The organism is Flaviramulus sp., assembly GCF_982512915.1.
This window is the reverse complement of sequence record NZ_CEWOCJ010000005.1, coordinates 64575-84949: the sequence shown is the minus strand read 5'-3', so window position 1 is coordinate 84949 and position 20375 is coordinate 64575. Positions and strand designations below refer to the sequence as shown.

Annotated in this window: 19 protein-coding genes; 9 read left to right on the top strand and 10 right to left on the bottom strand. The window is 31.0% G+C overall.

Annotation, left to right across the window (positions count from 1 at the left end; genetic code table 11):
- The first annotated feature begins 3 nt into the window (after positions 1-3).
- Complete coding sequence (rny, locus tag AC1XJX_RS05150; protein ID WP_482002899.1) at positions 4-1578, top strand: ribonuclease Y; 1575 nt, start codon at positions 4-6, stop codon at positions 1576-1578.
- Between the two features lie 47 nt (positions 1579-1625).
- Here rny and xerD read toward each other — a convergent pair whose 3' ends face one another.
- Positions 1626-2522 (bottom strand): site-specific tyrosine recombinase XerD, encoded by an 897-nt coding sequence (gene xerD / locus AC1XJX_RS05145; protein WP_482002898.1) that lies wholly within the window; start codon positions 2520-2522, stop codon positions 1626-1628.
- 61 nt (positions 2523-2583) lie between these two features.
- On the opposite strand from xerD, the gene aroQ reads away from it, so the two are divergent.
- From aroQ to AC1XJX_RS05130, 3 genes are read left to right on the top strand one after another with little or no spacing between them, the layout of a single operon-like run.
- A complete protein-coding gene (gene aroQ, locus AC1XJX_RS05140) occupies positions 2584-2997 on the top strand; it encodes a type II 3-dehydroquinate dehydratase (RefSeq protein ID WP_482002897.1) in 414 nt (137 codons plus the stop codon).
- 48 nt (positions 2998-3045) lie between these two features.
- Positions 3046-3237: a hypothetical protein gene (locus AC1XJX_RS05135; protein WP_482002896.1), complete on the top strand. Its 192-nt coding sequence runs from the start codon at positions 3046-3048 to the stop codon at positions 3235-3237.
- An 8-nt stretch (positions 3238-3245) separates the two neighbouring features.
- Positions 3246-3404 carry a hypothetical protein gene (locus AC1XJX_RS05130; protein WP_482002895.1) on the top strand — a complete coding sequence of 53 codons (159 nt, stop codon included), beginning with the start codon at positions 3246-3248 and terminating at the stop codon, positions 3402-3404.
- A 169-nt stretch (positions 3405-3573) separates the two neighbouring features.
- On the opposite strand, the gene lpdA is transcribed toward AC1XJX_RS05130, so the two are convergent.
- Positions 3574-4950, bottom strand: a complete 1377-nt coding sequence (gene lpdA, locus AC1XJX_RS05125; protein ID WP_482002894.1) for a dihydrolipoyl dehydrogenase — start codon at positions 4948-4950, stop codon at positions 3574-3576.
- A 107-nt stretch (positions 4951-5057) separates the two neighbouring features.
- Here lpdA and AC1XJX_RS05120 point away from each other — a divergent pair, with 107 nt between their 5' ends.
- Positions 5058-6338, top strand: coding sequence for an NAD(P)/FAD-dependent oxidoreductase (locus tag AC1XJX_RS05120; protein WP_482002893.1), 1281 nt, complete (start codon positions 5058-5060; stop codon positions 6336-6338).
- 4 nt (positions 6339-6342) lie between these two features.
- Here the strand turns inward: AC1XJX_RS05120 and AC1XJX_RS05115 are convergent, their stop codons facing one another.
- Positions 6343-6894 (bottom strand): DUF1572 family protein, encoded by a 552-nt coding sequence (locus AC1XJX_RS05115; protein WP_482002892.1) that lies wholly within the window; start codon positions 6892-6894, stop codon positions 6343-6345.
- 7 nt (positions 6895-6901) lie between these two features.
- Positions 6902-7375 (bottom strand): peptide-methionine (R)-S-oxide reductase MsrB, encoded by a 474-nt coding sequence (gene msrB, locus AC1XJX_RS05110; protein ID WP_482002891.1) that lies wholly within the window; start codon positions 7373-7375, stop codon positions 6902-6904.
- A 159-nt stretch (positions 7376-7534) separates the two neighbouring features.
- On the opposite strand from msrB, the gene AC1XJX_RS05105 reads away from it, so the two are divergent.
- Both AC1XJX_RS05105 and AC1XJX_RS05100 read left to right on the top strand, forming a co-directional pair.
- Positions 7535-8368 (top strand): M48 family metallopeptidase, encoded by an 834-nt coding sequence (locus tag AC1XJX_RS05105; protein ID WP_482002890.1) that lies wholly within the window; start codon positions 7535-7537, stop codon positions 8366-8368.
- A 125-nt stretch (positions 8369-8493) separates the two neighbouring features.
- Positions 8494-9825: an MFS transporter gene (locus AC1XJX_RS05100; protein ID WP_482002889.1), complete on the top strand. Its 1332-nt coding sequence runs from the start codon at positions 8494-8496 to the stop codon at positions 9823-9825.
- Positions 9826-9871: 46 nt separating this feature from the next.
- Here AC1XJX_RS05100 and AC1XJX_RS05095 read toward each other — a convergent pair whose 3' ends face one another.
- From AC1XJX_RS05095 to AC1XJX_RS05075, 5 genes are all read right to left on the bottom strand, one after another.
- The gene (locus tag AC1XJX_RS05095; protein WP_482002888.1) at positions 9872-10603 is read right to left on the bottom strand and encodes a head GIN domain-containing protein; all 732 of its coding nucleotides are present in this window, start codon (positions 10601-10603) and stop codon (positions 9872-9874) included.
- A gap of 25 nt (positions 10604-10628) precedes the next feature.
- A complete protein-coding gene (locus AC1XJX_RS05090; protein ID WP_482002887.1) occupies positions 10629-11717 on the bottom strand; it encodes a hypothetical protein in 1089 nt (362 codons plus the stop codon).
- Positions 11695-12258 carry a hypothetical protein gene (locus AC1XJX_RS05085; RefSeq protein WP_482002886.1) on the bottom strand — a complete coding sequence of 188 codons (564 nt, stop codon included), beginning with the start codon at positions 12256-12258 and terminating at the stop codon, positions 11695-11697. Before AC1XJX_RS05085 ends, AC1XJX_RS05090 begins: the two co-directional genes overlap by 23 nt.
- Positions 12259-12268: 10 nt before the next feature.
- On the bottom strand, positions 12269-12829 hold the full coding sequence (locus AC1XJX_RS05080) for an RNA polymerase sigma factor (protein WP_482002885.1): 561 nt from the start codon (positions 12827-12829) through the stop codon (positions 12269-12271).
- A 118-nt stretch (positions 12830-12947) separates the two neighbouring features.
- Positions 12948-15494 (bottom strand): ATP-dependent Clp protease ATP-binding subunit, encoded by a 2547-nt coding sequence (locus tag AC1XJX_RS05075; protein WP_482002884.1) that lies wholly within the window; start codon positions 15492-15494, stop codon positions 12948-12950.
- A 259-nt stretch (positions 15495-15753) separates the two neighbouring features.
- On the opposite strand from AC1XJX_RS05075, the gene gyrA reads away from it, so the two are divergent.
- Together gyrA and AC1XJX_RS05065 are read left to right on the top strand one after the other, a co-directional pair.
- A complete protein-coding gene (gyrA, locus tag AC1XJX_RS05070; RefSeq protein ID WP_482002883.1) occupies positions 15754-18312 on the top strand; it encodes a DNA gyrase subunit A in 2559 nt (852 codons plus the stop codon).
- A gap of 17 nt (positions 18313-18329) precedes the next feature.
- Positions 18330-19577: a tetratricopeptide repeat protein gene (locus tag AC1XJX_RS05065; RefSeq protein WP_482002882.1), complete on the top strand. Its 1248-nt coding sequence runs from the start codon at positions 18330-18332 to the stop codon at positions 19575-19577.
- 46 nt (positions 19578-19623) lie between these two features.
- Here the strand turns inward: AC1XJX_RS05065 and AC1XJX_RS05060 are convergent, their stop codons facing one another.
- Positions 19624-20373, bottom strand: coding sequence for a C40 family peptidase (locus AC1XJX_RS05060; protein WP_482002881.1), 750 nt, complete (start codon positions 20371-20373; stop codon positions 19624-19626).
- Between the last annotated feature and the right edge of the window lie 2 nt (positions 20374-20375).

Below are 20375 nucleotides of genomic sequence, written 5' to 3'. Positions count from 1 at the left end.
ACGATGGATAACTCAATTATATTTGTACTAGGAGGTGTTGTTTTAGGGCTAATAATTGGCTTTATAATAGCAAAGACCTTAGAAAAAAATAATGCTTCAAAACTTGTAAAAGAAGCCAAAAAGAATGCGACTTTAATTTTGAAAGAAGCTAATAGTGAAGGAGAGAGCTTAAAAAAAGATAAAATACTTCAAGCTAAAGAAAAGTTTTTAGAACTTAAAGCGGAGCATGAAAAAGTTATTTTATCCCGAGATAAGAAAATGGCTGAAACGGAGAAGAGAATTCGCGATAAAGAGTCTCAAATATCAAGTGAACTTTCAAAAACCACCAAATTAAATCAAAGTTTAGAAGATAAAGTTAAAGACTATAATCATAGACTTGATGTTCTTGAAAAGAAACAAGAAGAAATAGATAAACTTCATAAGAATCAAGTACAGCAACTTGAAGTAATTTCTAGCTTATCTGCCGAAGAAGCTAAAGAGCAATTAGTAGAATCACTAAAAGGTGAAGCTAAAAACGATGCTATGGCCTTTATTCAAAGCTCTATGGAAGAGGCAAAATTAACTGCAGAACAAGATGCTAAAAAAATCATTATTAATACCATACAACGTATTGGCACAGAAGAAGCAGTAGACAACTGTGTATCTGTTTTTAATATAGAGTCTGATGATGTAAAAGGAAGAATCATTGGTAGAGAAGGTAGAAATATTCGCGCTATTGAAGCCGCAACTGGTGTGGAAATCATTGTAGATGATACGCCTGAAGCTATTATTCTTTCTTGTTTTGATTCTGTGAGAAGAGAGATAGCACGTTTGTCGTTACATAAATTAGTAACAGATGGTAGAATTCACCCTGCAAGAATTGAAGAGGTAGTAGAGAAAACTAAAAAACAAATAGAACAGGAAATTATTGAAGTTGGTAAGCGTACCGTAATAGATTTAGGAATTCATAACTTACATCCAGAACTTATTAAAATGGTAGGGAGAATGAAATACCGTTCTTCATATGGGCAAAATTTATTACAACACTCGCGTGAAGTTGCTAAACTTTGTGGCGTAATGGCAGCAGAATTAGGCTTAAATCCTAAAATGGCTAAACGTGCTGGATTATTACACGATATTGGTAAAGTCCCAGATGCAGAAGCAGATATGGAAACTCCACATGCCATTTTAGGGATGCAATGGGCTGAAAAATTTGGTGAAAAAGATGAAGTTTGTAATGCCATAGGTGCTCACCATGATGAAATCGAAATGAAATCTTTATTAGCACCAATTATTCAGGTTTGTGATGCTATATCGGGAGCTCGTCCTGGAGCACGCCGTCAAGTTTTAGATAGTTACATCCAAAGATTAAAGGATTTAGAAGATATTGCTTTTGGTTTTACAGGTGTTAAAAAAGCATATGCAATTCAAGCAGGTAGAGAGTTAAGAGTTATTGTTGAAAGCGAAAAAGTTGATGATCAAAAAGCTGCCGAGTTATCATTTAGTATTTCTCAAAAAGTACAAACAGATATGACTTATCCAGGTCAAGTTAAAGTAACAGTAATTAGAGAAACGAGAGCTGTTAATATAGCTAAATAGAACTTAATATGTTTTATAATAAAAAGCCTCAAATTTTTGAGGCTTTTCTATTTTCTGGGATGATATTTTTCTACAACTTTAGTTAAATGGCTTTTATCTAAATGCACATATACTTCTGTAGTTGTAATGCTTTCATGCCCTAACATAAGTTGAATAGAACGCAAATCTGCATCATTTTGCAAAAGATGAGTTGCAAATGAATGTCTAAATGTATGCGGAGAGATGCTTTTTTTTAATCCTATTTTTTCTGCTAATTGTTTTATGATTGTAAAAACCATAGCACGAGTTAATTGTTTTCCTCTTCGATTTAAAAAAAGGGTGTCTTCAAAACCCGATTGAATTTTCAAATGATTGCGAATTTTTGTTTTGTAAATGGTGATGTATTTTTGGGTTACCTCAACTATAGGAACAAAACGTTGTTTATCCCCCTTACCAGTTACTTTAAGAAAACCCTCTTCAAAAAATAAATCAGAAATTTTTAAAGTAATTAACTCACTTACACGTAAACCACATCCGTAAAGTGTTTCAAGCATCGCTCGATTACGTTCGCCTTCAGGAGTGCTTAAATCTATCGCATTTATAAGTTGATCAATTTCAATTTCAGATAGTGTGTCTGGTAATTTTCTCCCTATTTTGGGTGATTCAATTAATTCCAAAGGATTGTCTTTGCGGTAATCTTCAAAAACTAAATAATTAAAAAAACTGCGTAAACCAGATATTATTCGAGACTGTGAGCGTGCATTTACATGTTTTGCAATTTCGTAAACAAATTGTTGAATGGTATCTGAGGTAATTTCAACTGGAGATACACTTATCTTATTGTGCTCTAAATAATTTATAAGTTTTCTTATATCTAAAGCGTAATTATCTATCGAGTTTATAGATAATCCTCTCTCAATTTTTAAATATAGTTGATAATCTTTTAGAGCGTTTTCCCATTTCATAAGTGTAAAAATAGAAATTTAGTGTCATATGTCACATGTCTATTTTTTATATCTTTGAGATATGAAAAAACTAATTATTATAAACGGTCCAAATTTGAATTTATTAGGTAAGCGTGAGCCAGCTATTTATGGTAGTTTATCTTTCACTGATTTTTTAGAAGAAATAAAGCAAAAATATTCAAGTATCGAGATTGATTATTTTCAATCAAATATTGAAGGAGAACTTATAGATAAACTTCACGAAGTTGGTTTTAGCTTCGATGGTATTGTTTTAAATGCAGCGGCATATACGCATACATCGATTGGTATTGGTGATGCTGTTAAAGCAATTGAAACTCCAGTAGTGGAAGTTCATATATCTAATACCTTTAATAGAGAAGAGTTTAGACATCATTCTTACATTTCGCCAAATGCAAGAGGCGTAATATTAGGGTTTGGATTACAAAGTTATGAATTAGCTATTCAGAGCTTTTAGAGACTATAATAAGTTTATTAGAAGTTGATTATTTTAAAAACATTGAAAATGAAAAAGGTTCTTTTTATTTTATTGTTAAGCCTCTTTTGTAGTATAGTTTCTATAGCACAATCAAAAAGTTATTTTGGTGTAAAAGGAGGATTAAATTTTACTTTTTTCAAAGTTCAAGAATCTACTTTTGGCTTTACTCAAAATACAGAAACTGGTTTTTATGGCGGTTTTTTGTTGATTTTGAGGTAGATGAAACATTGTCTCTACAAACAGAAATTTTATATATAGGACTTAATGATTTTCAATTTTTAAATGCACCTATTTATGTAAAATATCAAATGGCTGATAATTTAGATGTCATGGTAGGGCCGAGTATAAATTATTTTTTCGATTTTTTACCAGTAAAATTAAGATAAGAGCAGATTTAAGTACTGCTTATAATATCAGTTCTAATTTAGATTTACATTTAAAATACACCATTGGATTTCAGGAAATCACACCAAATGGTTTATTTATCGGGCTTGGTTTAAAACTATAAAAAAAGGCGATTCAAAATTTGAATCGCCTTTTAGAAATTTCAACTTTTTACAAATGTATCACCTCACCATAAGCATCAGCTACCGCTTCCATAACCGCCTCACTCATAGTAGGGTGTGGATGTACCGCTTTTAAAACCTCATGCCCTGTAGTTTCTAATTTTCTTCCTAGAACAGCTTCTGCAATCATATCGGTCACTCCAGCACCAATCATATGGCAACCTAACCATTCTCCATATTTGGCATCAAAAATAACTTTAACAAAACCATCTTTATTTCCACCCGCACTCGCTTTACCAGATGCTGAAAAAGGAAATTTTCCAATTTTCACTTCGATACCTTTTTCTTTAGCTTGTTTTTCAGTTAAACCAACTGATGCAATTTCTGGTGAACAATACGTACAACCAGGAATATTTCCGTAATCTAAAGCTTCCACATGCATACCAGCTAGTTTCTCAACACATAATATACCTTCAGCTGAAGCTACGTGAGCTAAAGCTTGACCTGGAGTAACATCTCCAATTGCATAATATCCAGGAATATTTGTTTGGTAAAAATCATTTACTATAATTTTATCTCTATCTACAACAATACCAACATCTTCTAAACCGATATTTTCAATATTTGTTTTTATCCCAACAGCACTTAAAATAATATCAGCTTCTAAAACTTCTTCGCCTTTTGCTGTTTTTACTGTTGCTTTCACACCTTTTCCTGAAGCATCAACTTTAGTAACTTCTGCAGAAGTCATGATATTAATACCAGATTTTTTGAAAGAACGTTCTAATTGTTTTGATACATCTTCATCTTCGACAGGCACAATGTTTGGTAAATATTCCACTACAGTGACCTCAGTTCCCATAGAATTATAAAAATATGCAAATTCAACACCAATAGCTCCAGAACCAACAACAATCATCTTTTTTGGTTGTTCGGGTAAAGTCATGGCTTCCCTATAACCAATAACTTTTTTACCATCTTGAGGTAAACTTGGTAACTCACGAGAACGAGCTCCAGTTGCTATGATAATATTACTTGCGCTATATTCAACACCATCAACCTCTACTTTTTTACCAGGTTTTAGTTTCCCAAAACCATTAATAACGTCTATTTTGTTTTTTTTCAGTAAGAATTGAACACCTTTACTCATGCCATCTGCAACACCACGACTTCGTTTAACAACGGCATTAAAATCTTTATCATATTCTTTAACTGATAATCCATAATCACTTGCATGTTTTAGGTATTCAAATACTTGAGCAGATTTTAATAAGGCTTTTGTTGGTATACATCCCCAATTTAAACAAACACCACCAAGGCTTTCTTTTTCAACAATAGCAGTTTTAAACCCTAATTGAGATGCTCTAATAGCTGTAACATAACCTCCAGGACCACTTCCAAGAACTATAATATCATATTTACTCATGTGTTAAATTTTAGGTTACGAATTTACGAAATCGATTTTTAAAAAAGAATTAAGAAGTCTTTAAATTTTACTTCTTTACATTACCTTTGAAAAGTAAGTGTAAATTTATGAATATACCAAGAACAAGTTTTCCCAGAGTCGTTATTATTGGTGGTGGTTTTGCGGGCATCGCTTTGGCTAAAAAGTTATCAAAACAAGAAGTGCAAGTTGTGCTTTTAGATAAACATAATTATCATACATTTCAGCCTTTGTTGTATCAGGTTTCTACCGGCGGTTTAGAGCCAGATTCTATTGCATACCCCATACGTAAAATATTAAAAGACTTTCCTAATTTTTATTTTAGGTTAGCTAACGTTAATGAAATTGATTGTAAAATCAACAAAGTTATAACAGATATTGGAGATTTAAGTTTTGATTATTTAGTAGTTGCATCTGGTTCTGAAACTAACTTTTTTGGTAACTCTGAAATTGAAAAACATAGTATGGCTATGAAAACCATACCGCAATCATTAAACTTGAGAAGTCTTATTCTTGAAAATTTTGAAGAAGCTTTATTAACTTCAGATTTAAACGAGCGTAATGCATTAATGAATTTTGTAATAGTGGGCGGTGGACCAACGGGTGTAGAACTTGCAGGTGCTTTGGCTGAAATTAAAAAAGGAATTTTACCTAAAGATTATCCAGATTTAGATACCCGTTTAGCTCAGATACATATTATACAGTCTAGTGATTGTATTTTGAAAGGGATGAGCGAAAATGCCTCAAAAAAGGCTGAAGATTTTTTAGAAAAATTAGGTGTTAATATTTGGAAAAATGTTAGGGTAACAAATTATGATGGAAAAACGGTAACTACAAATACCGATTTAACTTTTGAAACTGCCACACTAGTATGGGCTGCAGGAGTAAAAGGCTCGACTATAAAAGGGTTAGAAGCTGATGAATTTATAACAAGAGGTAATCGTCTTTTGGTTAATGAGTTTAATCAAGTAATAGGGTTTGAAAATATTTTTGCAATTGGAGATATTGCTTGTTCAATTAGTGAAGAATTTCCAGATGGATTTCCTATGATGGCCCAACCTGCCATACAACAAGGTCAACAACTTGGAAATAATTTGTTAAAATTAATTGAAGATAAACCAATGAGTCCTTTTGTTTATAAAGATAAAGGTGCTATGGCTACCATAGGCAGGAATAAAGCTGTGGTAGATTTAAATAACTTTAAATTTCAAGGTGTTTTTGCCTGGTATGTTTGGATGTTTGTGCATCTATTTTTTTTAATTGGTTTTAGAAACCGCATGGTGGTTTTTATTAACTGGGTTTATAATTATATACGTTTTGATAGAGAAGCACGATTAATTATTAGGCCCTTTAAAAAGAAAAAAACTTAAAAGATTACAAATCATTTGTAAAATGTCGTTTGATTTTTTCTTTGCTAAATTTTTCTTGATTATGCTTTAGAGAATCTCCTACAGGAATAGAAAGAGAATGCCAGTTTTTACCTTTTATAAGTTTTCCAATAAAAACTATTTGTCCAACGTGATAAGGATAATGGGCTAATTGTCTATTAATCGCTTCTAAAATTGTATGTCCTTCATTTCTAATGTAGATAATGCTTTCTAAATCATTTTGATTCAGCGGTTTTATAGCTTTAAAAAAACAATGCCAACCACTTTCCCAAGTTGCAATTATTTCTTCTTTAGAATTAAAATTATTTAAAAATTCAATATCTCTATTTCTCCAATCTTTTTCACCATCTTCAATTAAAAAATTGGTCCATCTGCTCAGCATATTACCAGCCAAATGTTTAACAATTATGGAAATACTGTTAGATTCTGAATCACTTTGCCATTGCATTTCGTCAAAGCTAAGTTGCTCAAAAGTTTTATCACCTAAAATTTTATAGTATTCAAATTGTTTAAGCACACTTCTAATAAAACTTTCCATTAAAAAACTAATTTTTTGGAATAAAGGTTAAGGAAACACCATTTATGCAGTGTCTTTTCCCAGTAGTATCTCTTGGACCATCATTAAAAACATGTCCTAAATGGCCACCACATGTTGCACAGTGCTCTTCAGTTCTGGCATATCCTAAATCATAATCTGTAGAAAAAGCAACATTGCCTTTAATTTCTCTATCAAAACTTGGCCATCCAGTACCAGAATCAAATTTATGTTCACTTTTAAATAAAGGAGTTTCGCAAGCTTTACAAACGTAAGTTCCTTCTTTATATTTTTTATTTAAAGGACTTGTAAAAGCACGTTCTGTACCAGCTTTTCTTAATACATAGAATTCTGATTCGGTTAATTGTGCTTTCCATTCTGTTTCAGTTTTTGAAACTTTATAAATTTTCTTATCTTTTTTTTGAGCATTTCCTTCACAACTGCTTACTATAAAAAATAAACAAATTATTATTAAGTTTTTCATAATATATATTTTCTACTAAAATAAGTCGTAAATAATTAAAAACATAACACTTTAACTTCACTAAATTATTTTCAATTTATTAGTGACTAATAAAAATAATTTGAGTCTAATTTTAAGAAACGATTTTTGTAATTTTATAATCATAATAAAACATTAAAAATGAAATCAAAAAAAATAACCTTAGCATTTGTAATCACATTAATAATTTTTTCTTGTGCAACAAATCCTTTTACAGGAAAAAAAACGATGGCTTTTGTTTCTAACGATCAGTTGTTTCCATCTGCATTTGCTCAATATAACCAAGTACTTACTGATAATAAAGTAGTTAAAGGAACTGCTAATGCTGAAATGATTACAAGAGTAGGCCAAAGAATTGCTGTAGCCGCTGAGCGCTATTTAAACGCCAATGATTTTGCAGGTTACTTAAAAGATTATAAATGGGAATATACCCTTATAGAATCTGAACAAGTAAATGCTTGGTGTATGCCAGGTGGAAAAATTGCATTTTATACAGGTATTTTGCCAATTGCATTAAATGAAACTGGTATTGCTGCCATTATGGGACATGAGGTAGCACATGCTTTAGCAAATCACGGACAACAGCGTATGAGTGCAGCATACATACAACAAGGATTGGCTGTTGCAGGTAATGTTGCTTTGTCTAATGATCAACAAGCTTTAGGTATTTTTAATCAATCTTATGGAATAGTTTCTAATGTTGCAGGTATGTTGCCATTTAGTAGAAGTCATGAAACTGAAGCTGATAAAATTGGAATCTATTTAATGGCAATAGCAGGATACAACCCAGATGAAGCATCTGTATTGTGGGAACGCATGAAAGCTAATAGTGGAGGGCAGGCTCCACCAGAATTTTTAAGTACACATCCATCTAATGATTCTCGTATTGCTAACTTAAAGTCTTTAGCATCACAAGCAAAATCAGAAGCTAATAAATTTGGTGTTACAAGTTTTAGACCATTAGGAAAATTCTAGTAATAAAAAATATTTGTTTACTTTAGGAGCCGCCATTTATAGGCGGCTTTTTTTGAAATCAAATTAAATAAAATTAGTTTAAAGAATATTTGTAATTCACCTTTAAGTTTTTTAAATCAAAATAAATGGAGCAATTAGAAAAAGGAAGTAAAAAATTACTAAATGCTTGGGCATTTTACGATTGGGCTAATTCAGTTTATGTGTTAACGATAGTTTCCACAATTTTTCCTTTGTTTTATGGGACATTAAATTTTACTAATGAAAATCAAGTTCAGATTTTTGGAGGAGAAGTAAAAAATACAGCTTTAATTACTTTTCTTACTGCATTTGCTTTTTTGATAGTAGCATTCACTTCCCCAATTCTTTCTGGTATAGCAGATTATGTAGGTAATAAAAAGTCTTTTATGAGATTTTTTTGCTATTTAGGATCTTTTGGTAGCATAGGTTTATATTGGTTTAGTTTAGAAAATATATACATTAGTTTACTATTTTATTTATTTGGTTTGTTAGGTTTTTGGGGTAGTTTAGTTTTCTATAATTCTTATCTACCCGATATTGCTCATAAAGAACAACAAGACCAGTTAAGTGCCAAAGGATTTAGCCTTGGATATATTGGAAGTGTAACATTGTTACTATTTAATCTAGCTATGGTGATGTATCCAGAATGGTTTTGTTTTGATATTGGCGAAACTGAGGCTGATAAAAACGCAGCATCCATTGAAGCCATGCGAACAAGTTTTATTACCGTAGGAATTTGGTGGATAGTGTTTAGTCAATATTCATTTTATTACTTACCAAAAGGAGTCCCAACAGGGAATAAAGTTAAAAGACATATTATTTTTAATGGATTAAAAGAATTAAAAAAGGTATGGGGAAATTTAACGGCTAATTTAGCTTTAAAAAGATTTTTAAACGCCTTTTTCGTTTACAGTATGGCTGTTCAAACAATTATGTTGGTAGCGGCATTTTATGGTGAACAAGAAATTAATTGGGATAATGATGATCAAAAAACTCAAGGACTTATCGTAAGTATTTTATTGATTCAAATTGTTGCGGTTTTTGGAGCTATACTTACTTCAAAATCTTCTTCTAAATTTGGAAATATTAAAACATTAATAATTATTAATGTTATTTGGATGTTTATTTGTTTTTATGGCTATTTTGTTGAAACACCTACCGAATTTTATATTACTGCAGGTGTGGTTGGTTTTGTTATGGGAGGTATACAATCTTTATCTCGATCTACGTATTCAAAATATTTGCCTAAAACAAATGATACAACATCTTATTTTAGTTTTTATGATGTTACCGAAAAAGTAGGTATTGTTTTAGGAATGCTTATTTTTGGCACCATTGATCAAATTACCGGTAGCATGCGAAATTCTATATTATTTCTTTTTGTATTCTTTTTAGCTGGTGTTATTTTATTGTTTAGGGTGCCAAAACAAAAGATATAAAAAAAGAGCAGTACAACTAATATGCTGCTCTTTTTTTAGTTTTTTATTAGTTATTAGTAATACTTCCACTTCCTGCAACTTTAGTATCAGTTTTTGGATTACCTCTATAAACAATATCTCCAGATCCAGCTACTCTTGCTTTTAGATTATCTTTACTATTAACTTTAGCCTCTCCAGATCCGGCAAGTGAAATGTCAGTGTTATTTGATTTTAAATCAAACCCATGTAAATCTCCAGATCCAGCTACTTTAGCATCTAAATTAGTAGTGTTTCCCTTTAAAGTTAAATCACCAGAACCTGCAATTGAAGCTTTTAAATAGTTAGTGTTAATATCTAAAATCACATCTCCAGAACCAGATAGGGAAACTTCAAAATTTTCAGAGTTTATTCGGTCTATATTCCATAAATCACCAGAACCAGCTAACGACATTTCACTGATATCTTTAAATGGAATTGTTATTTTAATTCCTTTATTAAAACTTGTTTTTAAATCGATTCCTTTTTGAGTTTTTATTATGAGATTATTGTCCTTTACTTCGGTTATAATGTATTCTAATAAGTTTTCTTCTCCTTCAATAGATATTTTACCTTCTTCACTATATATTAAGATGAAATCAAAAGAACCAGCACATTTTATACCATCATATTCAGAGGTTGTTCTTGTAATTTTAGTTTTATTACCATTACCTTTTATTTTTTTCCATTGGGCATGAGAGGTTGTTACAAATAGCAGAGTAACTAAAAATAGGACTGTTTGTTTTTTGATTGATGTTTTCATAATTAATTGATTTTAGTTTTATTATTTAATTTTCAAAAAGAGTAACGCTACCATAATCTGATGTTAATGAAATCTTATTTCCTGATGATGAACTACCACGGTAACCAATGTAATGTTTATCAAAAGATTTTACAGTTTTTTTTGTAAACTCTAGGTCGCTATCATTATTCAAGGAAGCAAATTGAAGATTGATATCAAAATCAAATTGATATCTTGAAACATAACCTATTTTAATACCTACATAATTAGATTGTATGGTAATGTTTCCTGCATTTTCATTCATCCTATTTATTCTTATTGAACCATAATCTGCTTTTAATGATACGTTTTTATATACATCACCAATTTTAGTAGTTAAATAATCACCATTACCATTGATGTTATTAGCTTTCCCAATATTTAAACTTCCGTAATCACAGTTATAGTTTAGGTCTTCAACTATTTCAATTTCAGAATTAGAATAATCTGCATTAATATCTAAGTTTTTACTTTTTGAAACGGTAAACCCACTATAATCCGCATTAATTTTACCACTTTTTATGTATTCAAAATAGCAGCCTTTTGTGTAATCAAAATTTAAAATATTATTATCAGCCATAAGTTCTTTTGTAGTTATTTTTCCATAATCACAATTTATTTCGGCGCTTCCTTCTAGTTTAGCTAAATTAATATTGCCGTAATCATTGCTTAATTTTACTTTTCCTGTAATTGGCATTTTAACAACGTAATTAATTTTCATATTAACATTGTTTTTGTTGTTCCAATTCCACCATGATTTTGAACTATTTTTATTGAACTGCGTTTCAGCTGCAACTAAATCAACGGAATTAGAGAATTTAACATCAATATCGTTTAATTTATCTTCAACTTTTTCTTCGTCGTTGCCAGATGTTGTAATTATAATTTCAAATACAATTCTATTTTCATTCCAAGTAATAACGTCAATATTTCCGTAACTGTTATTTACTTTTAGAGTAGCATTTGAGTTTACTGAAAACTCTTTTTTAATAGTTTTGGTTTTTGTGTGTTTGTCTTTTATTTCTGTGGAAGCAGAAATAAATAAGGGCATCATTAATAATGCTAAAAAGATTCTAAATTGTAGTGCTCGTTTCATGATTTGATGAATTTTTTAATTGTTTTACTTTATTAATTTCATTTATAGTATTTTTTAAAATCTCAATTCTATTTTGAAAATTTGAAATCATTGCGTAGATAACTCTGTTGTCGTCTCCACTTTCAATCAAATCTATTTTTAAAGAATTATAATCTTCTTCTAGTTTTTTAATTTGAGATAAAGCATCTTTTATTAAACCTTGAACTTCGGGTAAAAATTCTTGGTTAATGTTATTTAATTCCTCGTTAATTGTTAGTGTGAAAAAATCTTGTGTTTCAGCCATTTTAGGAGAAACACTTGATAAATCTCCTGAGTTATCTTCTTGTTGCACGTAATTAAATATTGATAAAATTAAGGCTACAGATGCTGCTATGCCTATAAAAGGTTTCCATAAATTATATTTATTACTCAGAGTAATTACTTTGGCTTTATGGTTGTTTTGTAACTTGTTTAAAAACCTATTTTCATGGCCATTATCTGGCATTTCAAAATCAAAATCGTGTTTCAATTTTTTAAATAAATCATCAATTTGTTTACTCATAATCTAATTTTTATACAATGATGGATTGTAACTTTTGTTTTAAACTATCTTTTGCTCTCGAGATTGTAGTTCTGCAATTGGCGTAACTTATATTCATAATCTCGCTTATTTCTTCATAATCATAACCTTCAATGAGGTTTAATGTTAAAGCAATTCTATAATTATCTTTTAAGGTTTTTAAAGCGATTAAAGCTTGTTGCGCCTTTAAATTTGTAAATTCATAATCGCTTTCAATACCATCAGCACTATTATCAATTTTATATATCAACTCATCTATCGAAACCTCTTGATGTTTACTGTTTTTTTTATAATGATGAATACTGTTGTTTATAACAATTCGTTTTAACCAAGGACCAAACATGTTAGCCTCTTTTAATGTTTCTATTTTTGTAAAAGCCATTAAAAATGAATCTTGCATGATATCTTCCGCTTCAAAATTGTTTTTCACAATTCTAAATGACGTGTTATACATGGCTTTGTAATATCTGTTATAAATTTCCAATTGTGCAGATTGGTTACCAGACTTACAAAGCGGTATTAGTTGTTCATTATTTAATGTGGTTGGTGTCAAATAATCAAATTCTTATAATATAGATTAACGTTATTTTTATTTGTTACAGTTTTTTAAAAAAAAAATCCTACTAATAAATTTTTAGTAGGATTTTAAAATAATTAAGATTTATAAATAATTAAGATTCTGTGGGTTTCTCAGCCTTTTCAATTGAAATCTTTAATTCTTCACTTTTTTTATCAAGGTCAATTTTAATACTATCGCCTTCTTGTAAATGAGATGCTACAATTTCTTCAGCTAAGGCATCTTCAACATATTTCTGAATCGCTCTTTTTAAGGGTCTTGCTCCATATTGTTTGTCAAATCCTTTTTCAGCTATAAAATCTTTAGCTTCATTTGTTAGTGTTAAATTATAACCTAAATCTTTAATTCTAATAAGAAGTTTGTTTAGTTCAATATCAATAATTTTGTTGATATCTTCTTTTTCTAAGGCATTAAATACAACGACATCATCAATTCTATTTAAAAATTCAGGAGCAAATGATTTTTTAAGGGCATTTTCGATAACGCTTCTGGCGTTAGCATCTTCTTGTGCTTTTTGCGAAGCAGTACCAAAACCTATTCCTGTTCCAAAATCTTTAAGTTTACGAGCGCCAATATTAGAAGTCATGATGATAATAGTGTTTCTAAAATCTATTTTTCTTCCTAAACTATCAGTTAAGTAACCATCATCTAAAACTTGTAATAGCATGTTAAATACATCAGGATGCGCTTTTTCAATCTCATCCAAAAGAATTACTGCATAAGGTTTACGTCTCACTTTTTCAGTTAATTGACCGCCTTCTTCATAACCAACATATCCCGGAGGTGCTCCAACTAATCTAGAAATTGCAAATTTCTCCATGTATTCACTCATGTCAATACGAACAAGCGAATCTTCACTATCAAACAACTCTCTCGATAACACTTTGGCTAACTGAGTTTTACCTACGCCTGTTTGCCCTAAAAATATAAACGACCCAATGGGCTTGTTAGGATCTTTAAGTCCAGCACGGTTGCGCTGAATAGCTTTAACTACTTTAGAAACTGCTTCATCTTGCCCAATTACTTTACCTTTTATTAAATTTGGTAATTCTGCTAATTTATTGATTTCAGTTTGAGCTATTCGGTTTACGGGAACTCCTGTAATCATGGAAACGACATCTGCAACATTATCTTCTGTTACAATTTCACGATGCTGTTTGGTATCTTCTTCCCATTTTTCTTGAGCGATAGCTAATTCTTTTTCAATGCGTTTTTCATCATCTCTAAGTTTTGCTGCTTCTTCATATTTTTGTTTTCTAACAACAGCATTTTTAGTTTCTTTAATGGCTTCTAACTCTTTTTCAAGCTCAATTATTTGTTTTGGAACTTCAATATTGGTAATATGAACACGAGAACCAGCTTCATCTAAAGCATCAATAGCTTTATCTGGTAAAAAACGTTCAGTCATATACCTGTTAGTTAATTTCACACAAGCCTCAATAGCTTCAGGAGTATAATCAACGTTATGATGTTCTTCGTATTTACCTTTAATATTGTTAAGAATTTCAATAGTTTCCTCAACTGTTGTTGGTTCAACTATAACTTTTTGAAAACGACGTTCTAAGGCGCCATCTTTTTCAATATATTGTCTATATTCATCAAGCGTCGTAGCGCCAATACATTGGATTTCACCTCTAGCTAAAGCAGGTTTAAACATATTTGAAGCATCTAAACTTCCTGTAGCACCACCTGCACCAACTATGGTGTGAATTTCATCTATAAAAAGAATGACATCATCATTTTTTTCAAGTTCATTCATCACGGCTTTCATGCGCTCTTCAAACTGTCCTCTGTATTTAGTTCCTGCAACTAAACTTGCTAAATCTAAAGTTACTACACGTTTATTAAAAAGAATACGAGATACTTTTCTTTTAACAATTCTAAGCGCCAAACCTTCTGCTATGGCAGATTTACCAACCCCAGGTTCTCCTATCAAAAGTGGATTATTTTTCTTTCTTCTACTTAAAACTTGTGAAACGCGTTCTATTTCTTTTTCACGTCCAACAACAGGATCTAACTTGCCTTCTTCGGCCATGGCTGTTAAATCCCGCCCAAAATTATCTAAGACTGGAGTTTTAGATTTCTTATTAGTTTTTCCTGTAGGGGTATTAAAAATATTGTCTTTGGAAGCATCATCATCAGAGTTTGAATCGTCATCTTGAAATTCTGCTTTGGGTTCGATATAATTGTTGTCGTTTGTAATCATAAATTTAAATTGTTCTTTAACATTATCATAGTCAACTTTTAGCTTATTTAAAAGCTTAGTAGTGGGGTCGTTTTCATTTCTCAAAATACATAGTAATAAATGTGCTGTATTTATGGAAGAGCTCTGAAAGAGTTTAGCTTCTAGAAAAGTTGTTTTTAAAGCACGTTCTGCTTGCCTAGTAAGATGTAAGTTCTTTTTTTGATTAGAAGTTACAGATATATTTGGGTTAGCAGGACTTAATATTTCTACTTTTCGTCTTAAATGATTTAAATCAACATCTAAGGCATTTAATATGTTAATTGCTTTGCCATTACCATCACGTAAAAGCCCAAGCATTAGGTGCTCGGTACCAATAAAATCATGACCTAAGCGCAATGCTTCTTCTTTACTAAAAGCTATAACATCTTTTACTCTTGGGGAAAAATTATCATCCATAAATAGTGTCCTTTCTGCATTAAAAATAGTAAAACATTTTACCAACGGCAAAAACTATACCTAAAAAACGCGGCATGATGCTAATTGACGAAAAAAACTTTATTAAATCAAAACTTTTTAAATGATATTTATTAACTAAAAAAGACCTGTAAATTGTTAATAAAAAACAGGAAAAAAGCTTCATAAACTCATATCAAAACTATTGAAATACTTATATTAGCATGTTTTGAAATAGACATAAAACTAAATTAAATTTTATATGGCAGAAGGAGAAAAATTGATCCCTATTAACATTGAGGATGAGATGAAATCGGCTTACATTGATTATTCAATGTCAGTCATTGTGTCACGTGCTTTACCAGATGTAAGAGATGGTTTAAAACCGGTTCATAGACGTGTGCTTTATGGCATGCATGAACTAGGTGTTAGAGCAAATACTGCACATAAAAAATCCGCGAGAATAGTTGGAGAAGTTTTAGGAAAATATCACCCACATGGTGATACATCTGTTTATGATGCTATGGTGCGTATGGCTCAAGAATGGAGTTTACGTTATATGCTTGTAGATGGCCAAGGAAACTTTGGCTCTATTGATGGCGATAGTCCAGCAGCAATGCGTTATACTGAGGCGCGCATGCGAAAAATATCTGAAGACATGTTGGCAGATATTGAAAAAGAAACTGTAGATCATAAATTAAATTTTGATGACACCCTACAAGAACCAACAGTTTTACCAACAAGAGTTCCTGGTTTATTAGTAAATGGAGCTTCTGGTATTGCTGTAGGTATGGCTACCAATATGCCGCCTCACAATTTAACTGAAGTTGTAAATGGCACGATTGCTTATATCGAGAATACTGAAATCGAAATTGATGAGCTAATCAAGCATGTAAAAGCACCAGATTTCCCAACAGGAGGCACCATTTACGGTTATGATGGTGTTAAAGAGGCATTTCATACAGGTCGTGGACGTGTTATGATGCGTGGTAAAGCAAATATTGAAGAGGTTGCAGGTAGAGAATGTATCATAGTTACTGAGATACCTTACCAAGTGAATAAAGCAGATATGATTAAGAAAACTGCTGATTTGGTAAATGAAAAAAAATTAGAAGGTATTTCAACAATACGCGATGAATCTGATAGAAACGGTATGCGTATTGTTTACGTTTTAAAACGTGATGCTATACCAAATATAGTATTAAATAAATTGTTTAAGTACACCGCGTTACAGTCCTCATTTAGTGTTAATAATATCGCTTTAGTAAACGGTCGTCCACAGCTTTTAAATCTTAAAGAATTAATTCATTATTTCGTAGAACACAGACATGAAGTAGTTGTTAGACGAACTAAATATGAATTGCGTAAAGCTGAAGAACGTGCTCATATTTTAGAAGGTTTAATTATTGCATCGGATAATATTGATGAGGTTATTGCTTTAATTAGAGCATCGGCGAATGCTGATGAAGCACGCGAAAAATTAATTGAACGTTTTAAACTTACAGAAATTCAAGCCAAAGCTATTGTTGAAATGCGTTTACGCCAACTTACAGGCTTAGAGCAAGACAAACTTCGTGCTGAGTATGAAGAATTGATGAAAACTATTGAAGATTTAAAAGATATTCTAGACAAGAAAGAGCGAAGAATGGAAATTATTAAATCTGAATTAGAAGTAATCAGAGATAAATATGGTGATGAGCGTCGCTCAGTTATTGAATATGCAGGAGGTGATTTAAGTATAGAAGATATGATTCCAGATGAGCAAGTAGTCATTACTATTTCTCATGCGGGTTATATCAAACGAACGTCTTTAACTGAATATAAAACTCAAAACAGAGGAGGTGTAGGTCAAAAAGCTTCAACCACCAGAAATGAAGATTTCTTAGAGCATTTATTTGTTGGAACTAACCATCAATATATGTTGTTCTTTACTCTTAAAGGAAAATGTTTCTGGATGCGTGTTTATGAAATACCAGAAGGCAGTAAAACATCTAAAGGAAGAGCAATTCAAAATCTCATAAATATTGAACAAGATGATAAAGTTATGGCTTTCATTTGTACTCAAGATTTAAAAGATGAAGATTACATAAATAGTCATTATGTTATTATGGCTACTAAGAATGGTCAGGTTAAGAAGACTTCTTTAGAGCAATATTCACGTCCTAGAACCAATGGCATAAATGCTATAACTATTAAGGAAGATGATGAATTGTTAGAAGCTAAGTTAACAACAGGAAACAGTCAAGTAATGTTAGCCTTAAAATCTGGCAAAGCTATTCGTTTCGAAGAAGGAAAAACTAGACCTATGGGTAGAAGTGCTTCTGGGGTAAGAGGTATTACTTTGGCTAATAGTAAAGATGAAGTTATTGGTATGGTTACTATAGAGAATCCACAAGAAGAAACTGTTCTAGTAGTCTCTGAGAACGGTTATGGTAAACGAACTTTTATTGATGATCCAGAAGATGGTGAGGAAGTTTATAGGATAACTAACCGTGGAGGTAAAGGTGTGAAAACAATTTCTATTACTGAAAAAACAGGTGATTTAGTAGCCATAAAAAGTGTAACAGATAATGATGATTTAATGATAATTAATAAATCAGGTATTGCTATTAGACTTGCAGTTGAAAACTTACGTACTATGGGGAGAGCTACTCAGGGGGTGAAATTGATTAACTTAAAAGGCAATGATTCTATCGCAGCTGTTGCAAAAGTAATGCGAGAAGAGGAAGTTGAAGCTGATGAAATCTTAGATGAAAGTAACGATTTACAAGATGGCACAACTCTTGATAATTCCATAGAAGAAAATAACACAGAAGATTAAACTAAATTTTATTAAAAATGAAAAAACAAATTATCATTGCTTTAGCGTTTTCAATAAGTGCATTTTCATTTGCACAAAAAAAAGAATTGAAAGCCGCTGAAAAAGCAATTAAAAGTTCTAGTTTTTCAGAAGCTAAAGAATCATTAAAACTTGTACAACCAATGTTGTCATCACTTGATGATAAATTAAAATCTCAATACTATTATTTAAACGCTTTATCCCTTTTTGCAAATGGAACTGCAAACAACCAAGATATTGATAAAGCAATTGAAAGTATTGAAAACGTAAATTCTGGCTTCACAGCAGAGATTGAACAATTAAAAACAGATATGCTTAATAATTTCTTATCAAAAGGAAATGACGCATATGAGAAAAAAGATTACAAAATAGCATCCACTTATTTTGAGTCTGCTTATAATGTTAAAGTATCAGATACAGTTTTTTTATATTATGCAGCAGCAACATCTGTTAGTGTTCAAGACTATGATAGGGCTTTAATTTTGTATCAAAAACTTAAAGATTTAGGTTATACTGGTATTGAAAAAGAGTATTTTGCTACTGAAGTTGAATCTGGAAAAGAAGTAGTATTAGATAAAAATACTAGAGATTTATATGTGAAAGCGAAAAGTCACATAAATCCAGGAGCCCGTAACACAGAATCGAAAAAACCTGAAATAGTAAAAAATATTGCTCTAATTTATGTTAGTAAAGGTGATGATGAAAAAGCTTTAACAGCAATGAAAGATGCAAGAGTAGAATCTCCTAACGATATCAATTTATTGTTGTCTGAAGCTAATGTTTACTATAAAATGGGTAATACTGAGAAGTTTAAAGGTTTGCTTCAAGAGGCTACACGAATGGACCCTACTAATCCAGAATTACAATATAACTTAGGAGTAATTGCTTCTGAATCTGGTGAAGTTGATGAGTCTAGATCATACTATTTAAAAGCCATAGAATTAGATCCTACCTATGTAAATGCTTATATTAATTTATCAGCATTAGTATTAGGACAAGAAGAGCCAATTATTAAAGAGATGAATGGTTTGGGTAGTTCAAAAAAGGATGATTTACGCTATGATGAATTAAGAGAAAAAAGAAAAAATTTGTATAAAGAAGCAGTTCCTTATTTGACAAAAGCATTAGATTACGATGCTAAAAATTTAAGTGCAGCTAAAACTTTAATGAATATTTATAGTATCCTTGGTGAAACTGATAAATATAAAAAAATCAAAGAGTTAGTTGATTCTATTGAAGCGGAGTAAATTAATTATTATAATATAAAAAAGCCACTTTTTAAAAGTGGCTTTTTTATATTATTTTTTTAATAACCCGTAATTTATGGGTATGTATTTTTTTATCTACATTATAGATTCCTGAATGATCTAGACGATCAATTCTAACTTTGCCATGAGCGTGAATGATATAATTATCCTTCATAATAATACCAACATGGGTAATAATGCCTTCATTATTATCAAAAAAAGCTAAATCACCAGGCTCACTTTCTTCAATAAAACTTAAAGCATCTCCTTGGGTTGCTTGTTGAGAAGCATCTCTTAGTAATTTATAACCATTTAATTTATAAGCCATTTGTGTAAAACCAGAACAGTCAATTCCAAAAGATGTTTTTCCACCCCATAAATAAGGCGCATTTAAATACATAAAAGCTGTTTTTAGAATATGCTCTTTTGGTTCTTTTTTGGATGTTAAATTACCTTCGTATTTGTGATTTAAAATATGTAATCCGTTAAGAGTAGAGCCCAAAAGGATAGGATGTAATTGCGCGTTGCTATCTTCGATAAACTCAACTAAATCTAGAGAAAGTTTAAGATTTTCTTTATTTAAAATATGGTATTGTTCATCCGTTAATTCAAAATATTGCTTGTTATCAACCCAACCTTCATATTTATCAAATGTAAGTCTGATTTTACTCCAATTTTTACGTTGTTCTAATACTTTAAAAATTTCACCATACAGAACTTGTGAAACTAACTCACTAGTATCTGCAGGTTCATTTCTTAAAGGAACAATGCTTAAATTACAAATTCCGTATTGCATTA

Bases quoted from the DNA above. Each gene is read 5' to 3' on its own strand.
- rny (WP_482002899.1), top strand. From the start codon at position 4: ATGGATAACTCAATTATATTTGTACTAGGAGGTGTTGTTTTAGGGCTA.
- xerD (WP_482002898.1), bottom strand. From the start codon at position 2,522: ATGAAATGGGAAAACGCTCTAAAAGATTATCAACTATATTTAAAAATT.
- aroQ (WP_482002897.1), top strand. From the start codon at position 2,584: ATGAAAAAACTAATTATTATAAACGGTCCAAATTTGAATTTATTAGGT.
- AC1XJX_RS05135 (WP_482002896.1), top strand. From the start codon at position 3,046: ATGAAAAAGGTTCTTTTTATTTTATTGTTAAGCCTCTTTTGTAGTATA.
- lpdA (WP_482002894.1), bottom strand. From the start codon at position 4,950: ATGAGTAAATATGATATTATAGTTCTTGGAAGTGGTCCTGGAGGTTAT.
- AC1XJX_RS05120 (WP_482002893.1), top strand. From the start codon at position 5,058: ATGAATATACCAAGAACAAGTTTTCCCAGAGTCGTTATTATTGGTGGT.
- AC1XJX_RS05115 (WP_482002892.1), bottom strand. From the start codon at position 6,894: ATGGAAAGTTTTATTAGAAGTGTGCTTAAACAATTTGAATACTATAAA.
- msrB (WP_482002891.1), bottom strand. From the start codon at position 7,375: ATGAAAAACTTAATAATAATTTGTTTATTTTTTATAGTAAGCAGTTGT.
- AC1XJX_RS05105 (WP_482002890.1), top strand. From the start codon at position 7,535: ATGAAATCAAAAAAAATAACCTTAGCATTTGTAATCACATTAATAATT.
- AC1XJX_RS05100 (WP_482002889.1), top strand. From the start codon at position 8,494: ATGGAGCAATTAGAAAAAGGAAGTAAAAAATTACTAAATGCTTGGGCA.
- AC1XJX_RS05095 (WP_482002888.1), bottom strand. From the start codon at position 10,603: ATGAAAACATCAATCAAAAAACAAACAGTCCTATTTTTAGTTACTCTG.
- AC1XJX_RS05090 (WP_482002887.1), bottom strand. From the start codon at position 11,717: ATGAAACGAGCACTACAATTTAGAATCTTTTTAGCATTATTAATGATG.
- AC1XJX_RS05085 (WP_482002886.1), bottom strand. From the start codon at position 12,258: ATGAGTAAACAAATTGATGATTTATTTAAAAAATTGAAACACGATTTT.
- AC1XJX_RS05075 (WP_482002884.1), bottom strand. From the start codon at position 15,494: ATGGATGATAATTTTTCCCCAAGAGTAAAAGATGTTATAGCTTTTAGT.
- gyrA (WP_482002883.1), top strand. From the start codon at position 15,754: ATGGCAGAAGGAGAAAAATTGATCCCTATTAACATTGAGGATGAGATG.
- AC1XJX_RS05065 (WP_482002882.1), top strand. From the start codon at position 18,330: ATGAAAAAACAAATTATCATTGCTTTAGCGTTTTCAATAAGTGCATTT.
- AC1XJX_RS05060 (WP_482002881.1), bottom strand. From the start codon at position 20,373: ATGCAATACGGAATTTGTAATTTAAGCATTGTTCCTTTAAGAAATGAA.